The 16,494-nt window shown below is 40.0% G+C and carries 11 protein-coding genes; 9 read left to right on the forward strand and 2 right to left on the reverse strand.

Translation table 11 applies throughout. The features are described 5' to 3' along the window. Window positions 1–384: 384 nt before the first annotated feature. Together GD631_RS14920 and GD631_RS14925 are read right to left on the reverse strand one after the other, a co-directional pair. Window positions 385–1,542 (reverse strand): PDDEXK-like family protein, encoded by a 1,158-nt coding sequence (locus GD631_RS14920; RefSeq protein ID WP_143260126.1) that lies wholly within the window; start codon window positions 1,540–1,542, stop codon window positions 385–387. Between the two features lie 250 nt (window positions 1,543–1,792). Beyond that, a complete protein-coding gene (locus GD631_RS14925) occupies window positions 1,793–2,281 on the reverse strand; it encodes a hypothetical protein (RefSeq protein ID WP_143260127.1) in 489 nt (162 codons plus the stop codon). Between the two features lie 936 nt (window positions 2,282–3,217). Here GD631_RS14925 and GD631_RS14930 point away from each other — a divergent pair. The 9 genes from GD631_RS14930 to GD631_RS14970 are packed head-to-tail and all read left to right on the forward strand — an operon-like array spanning window position 3,218 to window position 16,453. After that, on the forward strand, window positions 3,218–6,187 hold the full coding sequence (locus tag GD631_RS14930; RefSeq protein WP_143260128.1) for a SusC/RagA family TonB-linked outer membrane protein: 2,970 nt from the start codon (window positions 3,218–3,220) through the stop codon (window positions 6,185–6,187). A 20-nt stretch (window positions 6,188–6,207) separates the two neighbouring features. Next, window positions 6,208–7,791 carry a RagB/SusD family nutrient uptake outer membrane protein gene (locus GD631_RS14935; protein WP_223225925.1) on the forward strand — a complete coding sequence of 528 codons (1,584 nt, stop codon included), beginning with the start codon at window positions 6,208–6,210 and terminating at the stop codon, window positions 7,789–7,791. A 37-nt stretch (window positions 7,792–7,828) separates the two neighbouring features. Next, window positions 7,829–8,722: a Calx-beta domain-containing protein gene (locus GD631_RS14940; protein WP_143260130.1), complete on the forward strand. Its 894-nt coding sequence runs from the start codon at window positions 7,829–7,831 to the stop codon at window positions 8,720–8,722. 36 nt (window positions 8,723–8,758) lie between these two features. Next, window positions 8,759–9,247, forward strand: a complete 489-nt coding sequence (locus GD631_RS14945; RefSeq protein ID WP_143260131.1) for a TlpA family protein disulfide reductase — start codon at window positions 8,759–8,761, stop codon at window positions 9,245–9,247. 32 nt (window positions 9,248–9,279) lie between these two features. Continuing rightward, the gene (locus GD631_RS14950; protein WP_143260132.1) at window positions 9,280–10,884 is read left to right on the forward strand and encodes a DUF6029 family protein; all 1,605 of its coding nucleotides are present in this window, start codon (window positions 9,280–9,282) and stop codon (window positions 10,882–10,884) included. Between the two features lie 35 nt (window positions 10,885–10,919). Then, a complete protein-coding gene (locus GD631_RS14955) occupies window positions 10,920–12,017 on the forward strand; it encodes an Ig-like domain-containing protein (RefSeq protein WP_143260133.1) in 1,098 nt (365 codons plus the stop codon). Window positions 12,018–12,022: 5 nt separating this feature from the next. Continuing rightward, window positions 12,023–13,141: an Omp28-related outer membrane protein gene (locus GD631_RS14960; protein ID WP_143260134.1), complete on the forward strand. Its 1,119-nt coding sequence runs from the start codon at window positions 12,023–12,025 to the stop codon at window positions 13,139–13,141. 9 nt (window positions 13,142–13,150) lie between these two features. Beyond that, window positions 13,151–14,215 carry an Omp28-related outer membrane protein gene (locus tag GD631_RS14965; protein ID WP_143260135.1) on the forward strand — a complete coding sequence of 355 codons (1,065 nt, stop codon included), beginning with the start codon at window positions 13,151–13,153 and terminating at the stop codon, window positions 14,213–14,215. Between the two features lie 21 nt (window positions 14,216–14,236). Continuing rightward, the gene (locus GD631_RS14970; RefSeq protein WP_143260136.1) at window positions 14,237–16,453 is read left to right on the forward strand and encodes a hypothetical protein; all 2,217 of its coding nucleotides are present in this window, start codon (window positions 14,237–14,239) and stop codon (window positions 16,451–16,453) included. Window positions 16,454–16,494: the final 41 nt, after the last annotated feature.

Raw genomic sequence — 16,494 nt, forward strand, 5'->3', positions numbered from 1 at the left:
TAATAAGCATATCTTTCTCACGGTCGGTTTCTTTCCATTTCTGACGATCTTTCTCATGCTTGTCGCAAAGATCTTGGAAATTCTTCCTTCGTCATAATATCTTAATCTTTTTCATATATTCGTATCACAAAGGTACACATTCTATCGGGTAATTTTCCTAAAATATTTATAATGAAGGGATAAAGAAATCATTCTAAAATTATCTAAAATATCTGTTTCCCAGTGGTCGAATGTCTGGCGCGATATAGACGAGCTACCGCTCATTTCCGTGTCCATCCATTTCTCACTAAGTTCTCTTAATGAGATTTGACAGGCACGGTAAATGGTTTCTATGACCCAAATATATTTTTGTATGAGTGACATAAATTGTAGTATCTCGGATTGTTACATAGGCAAACCTTTATCTTCTATCTCTTCTATGATTTGTCTGATTTTGGAGATAATCCAATTTGAGACCTCTCCTGTGCGTATTGGTAAGTAGCTACTGGTGGAATGCCAATCAGTGTATAGAATCCATTCCCATCCATAAGGCCAGTACGTATTACTACATTCTGAAAAACATGATAATTGCCGTATTGGTAATTCTTTAGCCCCCAGCAGTGAACTTTGTGAAATACCGATATAAAGGTTCTTCCAATCCGAATCTCTTCCGTCATCTCTTGTAATGACTATGTAATGGGACCACTGGGGCATTCTGAATTTTAGAGCCGGACTTTCGTCTCCTTCTGTAATGGGCTTAAATTCCATCCCCATTTTAACTGCGAATTCGCTTAACGGTTTAAAAATGAATTCTGTTCTTAATTTGCTACTTATTTCAGCTCTGTTATCCATCAAAGCAACTACTGCTTCCATATTATTGATGGCTAAATCTACGATTTTATCACTACTATCTTTATTCATATCTTGTCCTGTGATTTGTTTAATAAGTGTAATATATTGGGAAATTGTCTCTCGTACCAGAGGTTTGTCGTATGCTAACATCACACACTTTGATAACCAATTTAGGATATGTCCTTTGTACGAGATACAGTGATAGTCAATCTCATTGTCTCCTAATGAATCTTTGCTTGCCTCATGACCATCAAGCGTAAGATAAATCAACTTAAAGCCTTTCGGAAAATGTTGTTTACCATAGTTATTGTATCGCAGTAATTGATGGTATTGATCAATAGCATATATTTTATTCTCAATGATAATAGCATATTCACCATCTTCCAAGATTATATCGATCCGTCCACCAGTAGTTTCTGTCCGTTTACCAATATATCGTTCGACCATATTGGTATTGCAATTAGATATATAATCTCGTTTTAAGCCAATGGCTGCAAGAAATTCTTTAAGCATAGCATCTTTTAGGCCATGATTCCCGTCAGGATTCAACAATTCTGCAAGAAATGCGGAATGCAATCTAACTTCGTTAGACCGTAATCCAAGAGTGTTGAAAACGTTAAAACAATCGCCTTTTCGCTGTTTGTGCTTCATTCGCTCTTGCTCAATAAGGCAAATCTTGCTTATTTCCATTAAAAGATCATTCAATTCCATATTTTTAATATTTTGTTAATACAAAAATACGAAAAGACAGCCTCATTTATTGTATCATAATTTTGATTTAATTGATATTTATATAACTTGATTATTGAAAAGTTCTTTCCAAACTACATCGTTAAGGACCTTAGCCATAAACTCATTTGATACTTTTTTATTGCCATACTACTTTTGTTTTGATTATTAATGAAGTATGACACAAAAATAAAAGCAGGATGTCTTATTTTATATGGTACCTATGAAAGAGTCACATATTTTTCTCCTCCTTCATCATCTTCCTCCATCTCTGAAACGCTCTCATCAAACTTTCTTCTTCCACTAACTCTACCATATTATAATGTTCGACAAAAGTTTCCATTGATCTTTTGAACATGATGCCGTGGCAGTATTTATTTTCCAGTAGAAATTCATAAAGTTCGGCCCTCATTTCTACTTCCATTACTTTTTCAATGATAAGTGCGCTGTCATGACCTATATAATTATATACATTTGGATTTTTTCCGTTTCTGGGATGGGGGAGGGTGAAGGTGATATTTCCGGTTTCGTGCCATGAGGTGTTGGAAGGGTGGGGAATGGAGAGCCGGTGGAGAAAGTGGTAGATGGGGTGGGCGTCAAGAAGATGGATGGCGGAAAGTGAGGAAGAAGAGCGGTCTGACGGTACGTCGAGGTGATTTTTATAGCGCATGTACATGTAAGCCGCTAGATAGGGCTTGATCTGAAAAGTAACTGTAACCATTGTTTTTAGATTTGATTTGTAAAATATTTATTAGTGGAGTACCGTGTTTGATATTGGTATCCGTTTTCTCTTGTTGGAAATTTTACTTAAAAAGAAAGGATGAGAGGACGCTTTTGTAATGCTTTGCTTTTCAGATGGTTATACAAGTGGTTTTTGGTTTAAAACCAACGGGTCGTTCCTTTTAAAGGAACGACCCGTTGCACACCGAGAAACACCTCGTTGGTTTTAATGCAACGAGGTGCTCCTTAAAATCAAGAGATAAAGCTAGAGTAAATCTCTCAAAATCTTGAAATCATGAAATAACCTGTTTGTTTTTGATGTAAACAAATAGTACTATTGTATATTTGCTTGTTTTTATCTGTATGAAGAAATATACAGAGTGTCATATATGAAGAAATTTTAGATGAAAGCTATTTAACATAGTTTAAATGAGCCTCTTTTATATTTCTGATTTTATTTTATGTTTGAGGGAGATTTAAAATATAATTATAAGGTAACTGAAAAGTAGAATAGGAAGTTAATCCAAGTAGAATGGCTATTAGTAGTTCTTTAAAACGAAAAAGCACTAAGTTCTATCAGAACTTAGTGCTTTTTTATATTCTATTCTTATTAAAATAAATATATAGTTCTTAAAATACAAATTATATCTCTTTTTCGGATTGTATTTATTAACAGTTCCTGTTTGGTATTATATAATGGAACAAAAGTATATATTCTTTTTGCAAAAAACAACGAAAAGACATATTTTTTTTATGAAATAGTCATCTAATTTGATTGAAAAAGTAAAATCAAGCAACATTTCTTTTCTGAATTACATATTTGATGTAAAAACACTACAAAAACAATGGATTATAATTAAGTTCTGATAGAACTTATCAAAGTGTAAAAAGTGAGTTTAAATGTTTTAGGGCTATTTAATAATTTAAAAAGAGATTTATGAAGAAAAAATTAGCGCTGCTATTTGGATACCTTTTTATAGGTATCGGGCTGATAACAGCTCAAACGCAGAAAGTCACGGGGACAGTTATTTCCGATGATGACAAACAACCTGTTGTAGGGGCTTCGATTGTTGTAAAAGGCACTAACTTAGGTACAATAACAAATGTGGATGGGCGTTTTACATTATTAAATGTGCCAAATTCAGCAAAAGTATTGCAAATCTCTTATATCGGTATGAAAACGGAGTCGGTTCCTGTTCAACCGACTGTTAGAGTCATCTTAAAATCTGATGCACAATTGATGGATGAAGTTGTTGTGGTAGGTTACGGATCAGCAAAGAAACTGGGGTCAGTAGTCGGTTCGGTAACAACGGTAAATAATAGCAAGATAGCCAACAGACCGGTAGCTAATGCCGGAGATGCATTGCAAGGACAAGTTGCCGGTTTACAAGTATTTACTCCCAGTGGGGAACCAAGTGGAAGTGTCGTAATGCGATTGCGTGGAGTCAGCTCGATCAATTCAAATACAGAACCTCTCTTTATTCTCGATGGTTCACCTATATCATCCGGAGCATTTACAGCATTAAACCCGAATGACATTGAAAGCATGACCGTATTGAAAGATGCTTCCTCAACAGCTATATATGGTTCCCGTGCTGCTAATGGTGTGGTGATAATGACTAGCAAGAAAGGAAAAATGGGACAGAAAGCCCGTGTTAGTATCAATGCGCAATATGGCTGGTCGAGAATGACTGGGGATAACATAGAGATGATGAATACCGATCAATGGCTTAACCTGCAGGAAATGCTGGACCCGGGAAAAGCATACGACACAACATTTCAAAAACGGAAGAAGTTCTATATAGATAATGGTATATCTACAGATTGGGCAGATGTCTTCTTCGGAGATGCAGCTCCTACCCAACAATACGATGTAAATGTGGTCGGTGGTTCCGAAGGTATCAACTACTATATTTCATTTGGACACTATGATACAGAGGGAATTATGGATGATTCCTCCCTGCGCCGTGAGACTTTGCGTAGTAATGTGGAAGTTAAGGTGACCGACTGGCTGAAAGCCGGGATTAATGTGAATCTTTCCTATCAGAAATATAATACGACCACTTTTGGTACAGAAGCCAATAGCGTTTATAATAAAGCATACGCCGCCCGTATTTATCGTCCCGACCAGACACTGAACGAGATATTGACCGATGAAGAAGGTAATTTCACTGGTTATGGTAAACAACTGGATTATTTTGATGATATGGGCTACTATAGTCCGTATTACCTGTCAGAACTTCAGCCTAATGACCGGAGTACAGTACGCATCAACGGTAATACCTTTTTTAATATAAACCCGATAAAAGGACTGAATATCCGTACTTCACAGGCAGTGGATGCTTTTGATTATCGCAACTCTCATAAAGCATATCCGGAAGGACCGTTTGAAGGTACAGGAGTGGCCTCCGAATCTTTTGAACGTTATTATTCGTTTACTTTCACCAATACGGCAGAATATAAATTCAGCTTGGCCGACAAGCACTATTTTACAGTTCTGGCAGGACAGGAATCCATCATTACAAAGAATGAAAATTTCTCGGCTACTTCTAAGAAAATGGTAGATTCACGTATGATGCTGATGGCAGCAGGAGCGGAATCTGAAGTGCCGATACATTCAATGTATGATAAAGTTTTCAATTCTTATTTTGGCACAATCAGCTACAGCCTTGCTGATCGTTATTATATTGATCTGGCAGCACGACGTGACGGCTCTTCTTTATTTGCTAAGAATAACCAATGGGCAAATTTCTATTCGTTGGGAGCCATGTGGGATATAAGAAAAGAAAATTTCCTGCAAAATGTTTCATGGTTGAACAATTTGCAGTTGAAAGTAAGCTATGGAACAACGGGTAATTCCGGCATCAGTGCCTATAATGCGTTGGCATTGGTCGGTTCCGGTTTGCTGTATAACGGGCAACCGGGTATTGCTCCATCTACCGTCGGTAATGATAATCTGACATGGGAAAGTATGAAAACACTGAATGTAGGAATTAGCACGAGGGTGTTTGACCGTTTTTCTATAGATCTGGAATTTTATAATCGACAGACAGAAGATATGCTGATGGGCTATCCGCTGTCATACACTACCGGACATGGTAGCAGTGTGGAAAATGTGGCAAGTATGCGTAACCGTGGTTTGGATATCACATTGGGGGTAGATATTCTGAAAACCAGAGATTTCTCATGGAGTGTTTCCGGAAATTTGAATTATAATAAAAATGAAATAACCAAACTGTTTAACGGATTGGATGAATATACCTTGCCTGATACCGGTTTGAAAATGAAAGTCGGAAAACCTTGGGGAGAATATTACTATGTAAAATGGGCAGGAGTTGATCCGCGTGACGGATATAATATGTGGTATGATAAGAATGGAAACCTGACGAAAAGTTACTCTGAAGAAGATGCCGTTTTTGTCGGCAAGCAACGTTATGCGCCTTGGTCAGGCGGTTTTGGTACTCAATTCGGTTGGAAAGGGATTTCCGTCAGTGCAGACTTTTCTTTTATGCTTGGGCAATATATGTTGAATAATGAACGCTTCTTTACTGAGAATCCGACTTTTGCAGGTAAGGACAATCAGACCACCGAAATGCTCACTATATGGCAAAAACCGGGAGACGTGACTAATATCTCTACTCTTGATTCTCCAATGCAGTTTGATACGCACTTGTTGGAAAATGCTTCATTCATGCGTATGAAAAATCTGACTGTCGGATATACTTTCCCTGCCAAGCTGATTCAGAAAACCGGAGTAATCAGCAATGCCAGAATCTACTTTGTGGGACGTAACTTGCTCACAGTGACTAAATACAAAGGATATGATCCGGAAGTGGACAGTAATATCCAGTTGGGTAACTATCCCAATACCAAGCAATATTCTTTCGGTGTCGAACTAACTTTCTAAAAACATAAAGAATGGTGAATATGAAGAAAATATCTATGATAGCATTGACTGTACTGACATTTGGAATGACTTCCTGTGATATGGATAAAATGCCATACGATGCTATTCCGACAGAGGAAGCATTGACAACCATAGTCGGTTTTGAAGAAGCGCGTGCCGGTATCTATTCCGTATATCTGGGACTGACTGGTGGTAGCTATGTGCTAATACCGGAAATTCAGGCGGATGCCTTTAACGCAGTGGCGGATTTCTCTAATAAATATGGTGATTTGCACCGCTGGACTTTCGAAAGTACCAACTCGGCTATAGAAACGATCTGGGCAAATTGTTATGCTGCTATCGGACGTGCCAATTTCTTTATCGACGGAGTAGGTAAGATAGATGAGAATCCGGAGATTGAATTGACGGAAGTCCAGAAGCAGCAGATAAATGTATATGAGGGAGAAGCCTATTTTACAAGAGCATATTGTTACTTTTATCTGGCAACATTATTTTGCCGTGATTATAATTCAGCTACCGCAAGCAGTACTCCAGGACTGCCGCTTCAGGTGAAATATGAACCCAAACTTTCTGCCACCCAGTACCCGGGACGTTCTTCACTGGAAGATACCTATAAACAGATTGTGAATGATTTGGAAGAAGCAGCAGTACGTATAGAGACAGCTAAAAACGGTATTGCTGATTATGACAGATATATCAATGGAGCATACGTAACTGTCAAAACCGCTCCCAAGAACTGCGGGAATTATATTACGGTAGACGTAGTGACAGCTTTGAAAGCACGTGTTGCCCTGCAAATGGACGATTATGAAAATGCAGCAAAATATGCAAATGATCTGATTAAGGCGAATAATTACCCGTTATCAACTACGGTAACAGACTTTGAAAGTATCTGGAAAAGCGACAAGGGAACGGAAACTATCTGGCAGATTGCTATGACTAGTGCTGATGACGCTGGGGTACCTTTGGGAACTCTTTTTATCGGTTATCCTACTACCAAGAAGGATTATATTCCTACACAAACGTTGATCAATCTGTACAATGAAAAAGATGTCCGACTGGCTACTTATTTCGGAAAATATCACTTGACCGTATCGTCCGGTAATGCGGCGGATATATATTTCTTTAATAAATATCCGGGAAATGAATATTTCAATGCATTAGGAAACGAAACACGCTATTTGAATCAGCCGAAACCATTTCGCATTGCTGAAATGTATCTGATTGCTACTGAAGCTAATGCCCGGATCGGGACCGCAGCTGCTGTGAAAAAAGGCAATGATGCCTTGAATGCGCTAAAACAAGCGCGAATCGAAGGACTGGCTGATGCGACCTATGATCAGGAGGCTTTGCTTAATGAAGTCATGAACGAACGGGAGCGGGAACTTGTGGGTGAAGGTTACCGACTGATGGACCTGAAACGTTGGGGAAAAGGTGTGAGACGTGGAAAGCCGCAAAGTAAAGGGTTAGTACTTTTCCCGGGACAAGCAAGCACTGACGGATTGGATAAGCCGGCTGACGACCAGCGGATGCTCTGGCCTATTCCTAAAACTGAAATGGATGCCAATCCTCAATTGGCAGGTCAGCAGAATCCGGGATATTAATAAATGAATAAAGTAAATCATCAAATACTTGAGTAAAATGAACTATCTGAAAATATATACCCTTCTTCTGTGTGCTGTTCTCATAACTGCCTGTTCAGACGATGAGGAGCAGTTAAATTCCGGGGCGGCTACGGTAAACCTACAAGAGGCAGCGATGACGGTGAAAGAGTCTGCCGGGTTGTGCACTGTACCTGTCGTAGTGACGGGTGAACATACTGGAACGATCCGCGTGTCATTCGAGTTAAAGGATCATAATGCAAAAGAAGATGAAAACTACATCGTCACAACCAAAACACTACTTATTCCTGCCGGACAGGAGATTGTTAATTTCGAGTTTAAGACCGTAGATGACAAATTAGTCAATGATGACCGTTCTTTTGATATTGAAATAGCCAGTGTGGAAGGAGCGTCTATTGGTGAAAAGAAGCGGTTGACCGTGACTATCAAAGATAATGATTCCAGTTTTTATGAAACACTTTCAGGAACTTGGATATTTACCGGAACAGCGTCTGCCACCAATGTTTCCAATGTATCAGTGGGCTTCTCCGTAAAAGTAAATACGGCGGAAGAAGGTACGGAGGCTTACGAACACTATCTGGTTTGTTCGAATAAAAACGGATTTGATCCGGATAATGATATTGAGTGGGAATTTAACTGGCGGTTACAGTATGAATATGATGCAGCTACGCGGAAAACATATTTGTCTGTTGTGTCGGATGAGGATGTTGCTTCCTATGGTTCGTATACCATCCGTTTCAGGAGGCTGGCTTTGGATGGAAGTACTTCCAATGTTTACCGGGGGGAATATGATGTCGATACAAAAACAGTCATCTTCGAAAATGCCAACCTGATAGGGGATATGTACAAAGACGGTTTGATACAGATACAGAAATTCAGGCTTTTCGACTGTAAAATGGAACACATAAGATAAAAAACTAAATTACTAACATCACTAATAAAAGAATTTATGAGAGCATTAATTGTTTGTATTACTCTGTTGTTTGCTTTTCTAACTTGTGCTATGGCACAAATACCTTCAGTCAAGGTTGAAGATTCCAAAGGAACGCAGGTGAACACCGCTTCCCTGGTTAATCACAAGACACCTATGATTATTTCTTTTTGGGCAACTACCTGTAAACCTTGTATTCGTGAATTGGATGCTATTAATGAACTGTTGCCCGACTGGCTGGAAGAGGCCAAGTTTCGTGTGGTAGCTGTTTCAACAGACGACAGCCGTTCTACAGCTAAAGCGCGTGCGCTGGCAGAGGGACATGGATGGGACGATTTTATCATGTTGTATGATAAGAACCAGGAATTTATGCGGGCTATGAATGTAAGCTTGACTCCGCAGGTATATGTGGTAAATGCGGAGGGAAAAATTGTCTATTCACATACCGGCTATGCTCCGGGAAGTGAATTGGAGCTACTGAAAGCGATTAAAAAACTACAGAAATAAATCTGTTATTATTCATAGATAAATGCAACGACATGACTAGAATAAGATTTCGGATGTTCGCTTTATTAGCGTTAGCATCGACCTTGGCCAATGCACAGGAAAATAACAAGAAAGGTTATTTGACAGGAAGTTTTGAAACAAATACGATTTATTACAAAGATGATAGTAAAACAGATGCAGAATCTCCGGAAGACCATTTCGGTTCGAACAATTATCTGAAACTGGATTATTATCAGGGCAAGTTTGCCGTAGGTGTACAGCTGGAAGCCTATGAGCCTGTACTGGTGGGATACCCGTCAGAACTGGAAAAGGCAAAACTGACCAACTATTACGTTTCTTGGGCCGACAAGGACTTTTCCGTAACAGCGGGTACATTTTATGAACAGTTCGGTAGCGGACTGCTGTTCCGTAGCTGGGAGGACCGTATGCTTGGATTGAATAATGCGGTGATGGGAGCACGCTTTACTTATAATTACAAGAATATTATAGGTTTGAAAGCCATTTGGGGTACTCCACGTTTTGGTATGGATTTTTCTGATACACAAGTACGTGGCGTAGATGTAAGTTTCTCCTTATCTGAAATGCTTCGTTGGCAAAAGACTTCCTTGAGTATTGAAGGAGGGGCATTGAACCGGTATGAGAAGATCAGCATCGATCTGGAAGAGGAAGGAGGGAAACCTTATTCGAATGGTTTCTCGGGACGGGTAAATTTTGAACGTTCCGGATTTATAATGAAAGGTGAATATGTAGATGGTGGCAATAAATATTACGGATTCATTCACGACGACAAGGCTTTTGTGAAGAAACGTGCCAATGCGCAGTTGTTGGAACTGGGATATAGTGGCAGCGGACTAGGTGTGAATCTGACCGGGCGCCGTCTGGAATGGATGAACAGCGAGATTATTGTCGGCAATGGTTCTACATCGAATCTGTTGAATTACGTTCCGGCCATGAGTACGCAATACACCTATATGCTGACCAATTTACATCCTCATACCCCGCAAGTGGGAGATGTGACGAATACAATCAGCGGTGAGATGGGGGGACAACTGGATGTCTTTTATCATTTCAAAAGAGGAACGGCTATTGGAGGTAAGCGTGGTCTGAAATTGCATGCTAACTTTTCTACCTATTATGCTTTAGAAAAAGAAGGTACAGCCCAGATTGGTAACTTGTCCTTCCGTGATTTTAGTTTTGATGTAGAAAAGCAGTGGACAAAGTCATTCAAAATGAATCTGCTTTATTCCATGCAAGAATATAGTCCTTCTTATGGAGCGAAAAAAGCGACCTGTCTGTCGAATATTTTTGTAGCGGATTTACAGTATAAGTTCACCCCTTCTTTTTCAACCCGCATGGAGTTGCAATACCTGACTACCCAAGAAAATGAGAAAGACTGGATGGCTGCTTTGCTGGAAATAAACTTTGCTCCTGCATGGAGTATTTATGGAAGTGATATGTATAATCACGGCAAGGAAAAAATCCATTATTACAATGTGGGGGCCAGTTATGCAAAATCACGTACGCGTATAGCTTTAAGTTATGGTCGTAACAGGGAAGGATATGTATGTTCCGGTGGAGTCTGCCGGACGATACCTAAATACACAGGGGCTAACCTGACTATTACCACTTCGTTCTGAGGCCAGTGAATCATTTATTAACTAGAATATAGAATATGAGAAAATTTGCAATGTTTTTTATGCCGGGTCTGATGTGCCTGTGCGGATGTTTTGTGTCATGTAGTGGTAATTCCGACGAAAATGGTGAGGAACCGGATAACGGCGAAGTGACAGGACCTATTACTTTGACTGTGGATAAAGCCAAGATTGAAGCGAACGGAACTGATATGGCAACTTTCACGGTAACCGATGCGAATGGGAAAGTGCTGACGACTCCTGAATATATGAAGAATGTATATTTTGAGGACCTTAATACCGGTGATTATCTGGAGAGACGAACTAATACGTTCTCGGCAGTAGAGAACGGAGCCCATCGGTTTAAAGCATATTATCTGGACTGGGAATCGGAAGAAGTTGCCGTAACCGTACAGAACCGGAAAAATTATGAACTTTTTTACCGTAAAGTGGCTGTTTTCAAAATGACCGGAACCTGGTGTACTTATTGTCCCGCTATGACTTCAGCATTGAAGAAAGTTGAAGACGTGATGCCGAACCGTATGGTGAAGATGGCTTTTCATTCTTCCAGCAGTTCTGCCACCGACCCGTTCCATTTGTCACAGACAAGTGCTATTATGAGCCGTTTCGGAGCATCCGGTTTTCCTACTAATATCTATGACTTGAAGGTGATGTCGATAGACAGAAATGTGAGCGTTATCAAACAAACCTTGAAAGACCAGATCAGAAAATACCCGGCCACTTGCGGTATCAAACTGAATACGTCCTACAACTCTTCTATTGGTGAGATTACGATAAATGCTGCATTGAAGTCGAGTAAGGGAGGAGAATATGATCTGGTTTATGCGTTGGTTACTGACGGTCTGACGGCATCAGGAGGTAACGAGAATTCTTATGATTATACAGTAAGAGTTATTTCCAACAACTACATGGCAATGTCAACTGACGGAAGATTTACTGTAAAAGCCAATGAAGAACACACTGGCGGTACTTTTACAGTTTCTAAAGCAATGAACCTAAGCCCTGAAACATCACGTATAGTGGTTTATGCATTACGTAAAGTGGATGATGCATATATGGTGGATAATATAACCGAATGTTCTATCGACGGAAGCGTAGATTATATTTATAATGACTAAGGCTTATGAAGAAATTATACTCGACAATTCTACCAATTGTAATGATCCTTTGTTTAGCAATGCTGTCATCCTGTTCCGGCAGTTCGGACGAAATAGAGAATGGAGGGACGGATGACGGCATTTTGCGTATCACAGCCGATAAAACTGCGATACAGGCAGACGGAGTGGAGAAAGTGACCTTTACAGTCAGACTAGGCACAAAAGATGTAAGTGATGAAAGCACGATGAACCTGATTCTGGTAAAGGAATCAGGGGAAGAAAACCTGGATTATGGCGTCCGTGCTTTCAGCACTTCGGTGCCGGGTACATATGTTTTTAAAGCCCGTTATTATGAGGGAAAGTCAATGGTCAGTGAAAATGAAGTGACTGTCCGGGCCAGTTCCATATCAGGAGGAGTCAGTTATTATCATAAGTTGCTGGGAATGCAGTTTACCTCCATCGGTTGTCAGGCTTGTCCGGCACTTAGCACTACATTGAAGGCCATTCAGACGGAACAACCGGGACGATTGGCTATTGCTTCTTTCCATATGGATTTCGGAGGAATGACAGACCCTATGACTACAGCGGCTACCAATAACTACCGGACCAATATTCTTGGCAATTTTTCAGGATTACCCCGTTTGTTTTACAATCTGCGTAAAGGAACAAAAGAAATGATCAGCATAAAAAGCCAGATTGAGGAGGAGCTTCAAAATGAACTGAACAACTATCCTGCTTCTTGTGGGGTTGCCATTGAATCTGTGTATAATGCTTCTGACCGTAAGGTGACAGTTACTGCCAAGTTAACCTCCAATGTAACGAACACTTACCGTTGTCTGATCTATCTGGTGGAAGACGGAATTAAATATTTCCAAACGAACGGCGGGAATGATTATACTCATAATAATGTAGTTCGCGCAGTGCTTTCCACATCATTAAACGGAGATCGTTTCAATGGTGAGGTCAATGCGGGAGTGGAATCTACCATGCAACGTTCTTATCAGTTGGAATCTGGGTGGAATGTAGACCATATGCGTGTCATTGTATCGATGCTTACAACATTGGACGGGGGAAAGACTTATACGTGTAATAACGTAAATGAATGTCAACTTGGAGAGTCGGCTGATTATTTGTATAACGAATAAACACAACTTATGTATATAAATATTTATAAAATAACATTGTTGGTCTGCATTTGCGGTATAGGGCTTTTCTGGATTTCCTGTTCGGGAAATTCCGATGAATCGGAACAGACGGAAGTGATTTTGAGCGTCAGTAAAAACACGTTGATTGCTGATGGGAAGGATGCTATAACCTTTACGGTAATGCAGGCAGGGGTTGATGTGACTGCTGATGCAACCATCCGCTCCATAATGGACAGCCAAACCCTGGATGGAAATACATTTTCTACTTCTAAAGCAGGAACATATGCTTTTGAGGCATCATATGGCAAGTATGTATCCAAACTGATAACGGTGGTTGCGAAAAGTACCTCGGTTGCACCGTCCCGATTTGTCAGGCGTATTTGTGCGATGGAGTTTACCGGCACGTGGTGTGCCATGTGTCCGGCAGGAATGACTCGTTTGAATTACCTGATTAGTTCGGATTATGAAGGGATTGTTTATCTGATGTCCTTTCATGTAAATGGAACGAGTGCTGATCCGATGGCAATCGAACAGTCCTCGATTCTTTCTAAAAAGTTTGCTATTTCCGGCTATCCTTCATGTGTTGTCGATATGCGTAAGGAAATGGGATTGTCTGAAAACTATACAGTCATGCGGACGATATTTAATGAGTCCTTGGAGAAATATGTTTCCCATTGTGGTGTAGCTATCAGTTCTCTTTATAATGAAGCCGGTTCCGAAGCTAAAGTTACGGTGAGAGTGACCTCAGAGAAAACGTCTGACTATCGCCTGATAGTATATGCTGTGGAAAATGGTTTGAAATATGAGCAGAATGACGGTGGTAACTATCGGGACTATACGCACAATCATGTAGTGAGGAAATTGCTTTCAGTTTCGGTTGACGGTGACAAGCTGGGGCAGATTCCGGAAGATAAAGAGGTCACGCAAGAGTACGCAGTGACGTTGGATAATACATGGAAAGCAGAAAACCTTTCTTTCTATGCATTAGTAACGGATGAAAACGGCTATGTGAATAACCTGGCTGTTTGCGAAGCTATAAACGGCAATGCCGATTATGAATATGTAAATGATTAATCACATTTATCCCTTTTAATTATGAAGAAGAAATTTGTTAGTTTATTACTTTTACTAGGGCTGTTTTTAGTTATAAGCCCTATGATGATCTCATGTTCGGATAAGGACGACAAGGAAATTAATCCCGATATTCCTGTAGAACCGGAACCTCCGCTTCCTCCTGTACCGACTCCTATCAGATGGGTAGAAAACGAAGTGGATGGTGGCGAACGTGGAGTGGGCATTAAGGTGACCGGCAGAACTACCAACAATTTTGTGTTTGAGTGTACTCCGGGGGATAAGGTGCAATCTTACCGTTTGGATGTCTATCCTTTATGCCGTATGTATAACTACTTATTTGAAAGTGGCGGTGTAGGTGCAAATGAAGAAGAGATTGAAGATTTGATTATGGAAGCTCTTTATAATTCGGAAGGTGCCGGTGCTTATACTTTTAGCAGGAGTACATTAGGAGACAGTTATCCGAATGCCGAATTTGACTGGGCAAATTCCAAATATTCCCAATCGGAGATTGTGCCGGGAGCAGAATATCTGATTATAACGGTGGGCTGTAATGATGAGGGCGGACAAAATCCGGCAGATATGAAAATCTGTTATCTTAAGACTCCTTCCGAAGATGTAGTAGGTCATCCTCGTGTGGATATTGATGTCAAGCCCAGCTATCAGGCAGCTGCTATACAATACCTTCCGAATGAAGACTGTAAATATTTCTATCAATTCTGTGGAGATGCCGAACCTATTGATGCGTTTATTAACGCTTATGGGAAGAATATGTATATTGATTTTATGAGACATTGGACGCAGACGGCAGGAGATGCACAAGTGCCTGAAGAAGAAATGTATTATGTCGTAGACTTTGGTTATACAGCTGATGCAACAAGAAATATTACGGCTACAACTATCGGGCTGGATGCAAACAAGAATAAAGGAGATTATGTGCGTAAGGATTTCCATTTATTAGAGGTTCCTGTCGATTCGGACACGGCAAGATGTGCTCTTACAATCGATAAAACGGGTGCTTCTATTGTTAATATGAATGTGACTTTGGAAAAGAACTGTTACGCTATGTTCTATCGTGTTTTCAGTGAGTCAGACTATGCTCCTTATGAAAATGCGGATGATGCCACGATGACCGCACTGGCACGAGCACTAGATCAGGAAGGATGGGGAATTAAGAATATGAATTTCGCTCAGGAAGGCTCTTATACAACTACAGAATATCAGTATGATATTGCTCCGAATGCTTCTTATGTTATTGCTTATATTGGTCGTAATAAATATGGAGAGTTGTCAAAGGTGAAAACAACACGTTTTTCAACAAAACCACGGGTGACGGATAATCCGGGAGCCTCCAAGGCTACAATAGATATTACGATTTCCGATCCGGGAAGAACTAGTCTGAAATTGAATTATAAATATAATCAGGAAGCGGCAGTATTTTATCATCAGTATATCATGACACCAGATTTATTGGAGGAGGGTAATAAAGCTGAATTGATTAACTATTTATTATCTACAGAATCAAATGTATGGCCTGCAAATGCGAACGGAGGGGTTGAAGATTATACGTTTACCGCTCTGGATCCTGCTACGGAATATATATTTGCTTATATGGCAGAAGACTGGAACGGTGTGTTGACGGATGTGAAAATAGTGAAGGCTACAACCGAAGCTATTATAGCGGGTCCTAATCCGACCATGGAGCTACATGCTTATATGAGTGAGTTGGATAACTTTACTGTTCAGTTCTCAATGGTGAAAGATGTAGCCAAAATTTTTCACATGATAGAGGAAGATAATTACTCGGCAAGTGGCGATTACAGCTATGAAGAGTGTATGAAAGTATGGAAAGAGAGATGTTTAGAGTATGGTTTGACAACAGTTAATTCTACAATCCAATCATATGGTAAGACAAAGGAAGCCAAACGTCTGGTTGCTTTATGTATACCTATTGGTGCTGACGCTGACAACAATGAAGTGATTGGTGACCTCTATACTATATTCTGGGATAAAGACAAGGGTATTATTACCGATCCTTCTGTTATATTCCCGGATGCTCCGAAATCAATGAAGGGAATGAGGGGAGTAGCTAAATCTCAAGTAGTGAAGAAAGATAGCCGGATACCTGCCAACCTGATTAATAATGAACAGGTGAAAAAGAATATTCCGGAAGCAATGAGAAGTGAAAGTACTATTTATCTTGATTTGAAAAGATTAGGAAAACATCCTCACGCCAAATAAATATCGGCAGAACTATTTATCCGCACGATAGTGTGTAATCT

This window comes from Bacteroides luhongzhouii (assembly GCF_009193295.2).
GTDB lineage: Bacteria > Bacteroidota > Bacteroidia > Bacteroidales > Bacteroidaceae > Bacteroides > Bacteroides luhongzhouii.

Coding starts and splice junctions, on each gene's coding strand:
- GD631_RS14920 (WP_143260126.1), bottom strand. CDS start 1,542: ATGGAATTGAATGATCTTTTAATGGAAATAAGCAAGATTTGCCTTATT.
- GD631_RS14925 (WP_143260127.1), bottom strand. CDS start 2,281: ATGGTTACAGTTACTTTTCAGATCAAGCCCTATCTAGCGGCTTACATG.
- GD631_RS14930 (WP_143260128.1), top strand. CDS start 3,218: ATGAAGAAAAAATTAGCGCTGCTATTTGGATACCTTTTTATAGGTATC.
- GD631_RS14935 (WP_223225925.1), top strand. CDS start 6,208: ATGAAGAAAATATCTATGATAGCATTGACTGTACTGACATTTGGAATG.
- GD631_RS14940 (WP_143260130.1), top strand. CDS start 7,829: ATGAACTATCTGAAAATATATACCCTTCTTCTGTGTGCTGTTCTCATA.
- GD631_RS14945 (WP_143260131.1), top strand. CDS start 8,759: ATGAGAGCATTAATTGTTTGTATTACTCTGTTGTTTGCTTTTCTAACT.
- GD631_RS14950 (WP_143260132.1), top strand. CDS start 9,280: ATGACTAGAATAAGATTTCGGATGTTCGCTTTATTAGCGTTAGCATCG.
- GD631_RS14955 (WP_143260133.1), top strand. CDS start 10,920: ATGAGAAAATTTGCAATGTTTTTTATGCCGGGTCTGATGTGCCTGTGC.
- GD631_RS14960 (WP_143260134.1), top strand. CDS start 12,023: ATGAAGAAATTATACTCGACAATTCTACCAATTGTAATGATCCTTTGT.
- GD631_RS14965 (WP_143260135.1), top strand. CDS start 13,151: ATGTATATAAATATTTATAAAATAACATTGTTGGTCTGCATTTGCGGT.
- GD631_RS14970 (WP_143260136.1), top strand. CDS start 14,237: ATGAAGAAGAAATTTGTTAGTTTATTACTTTTACTAGGGCTGTTTTTA.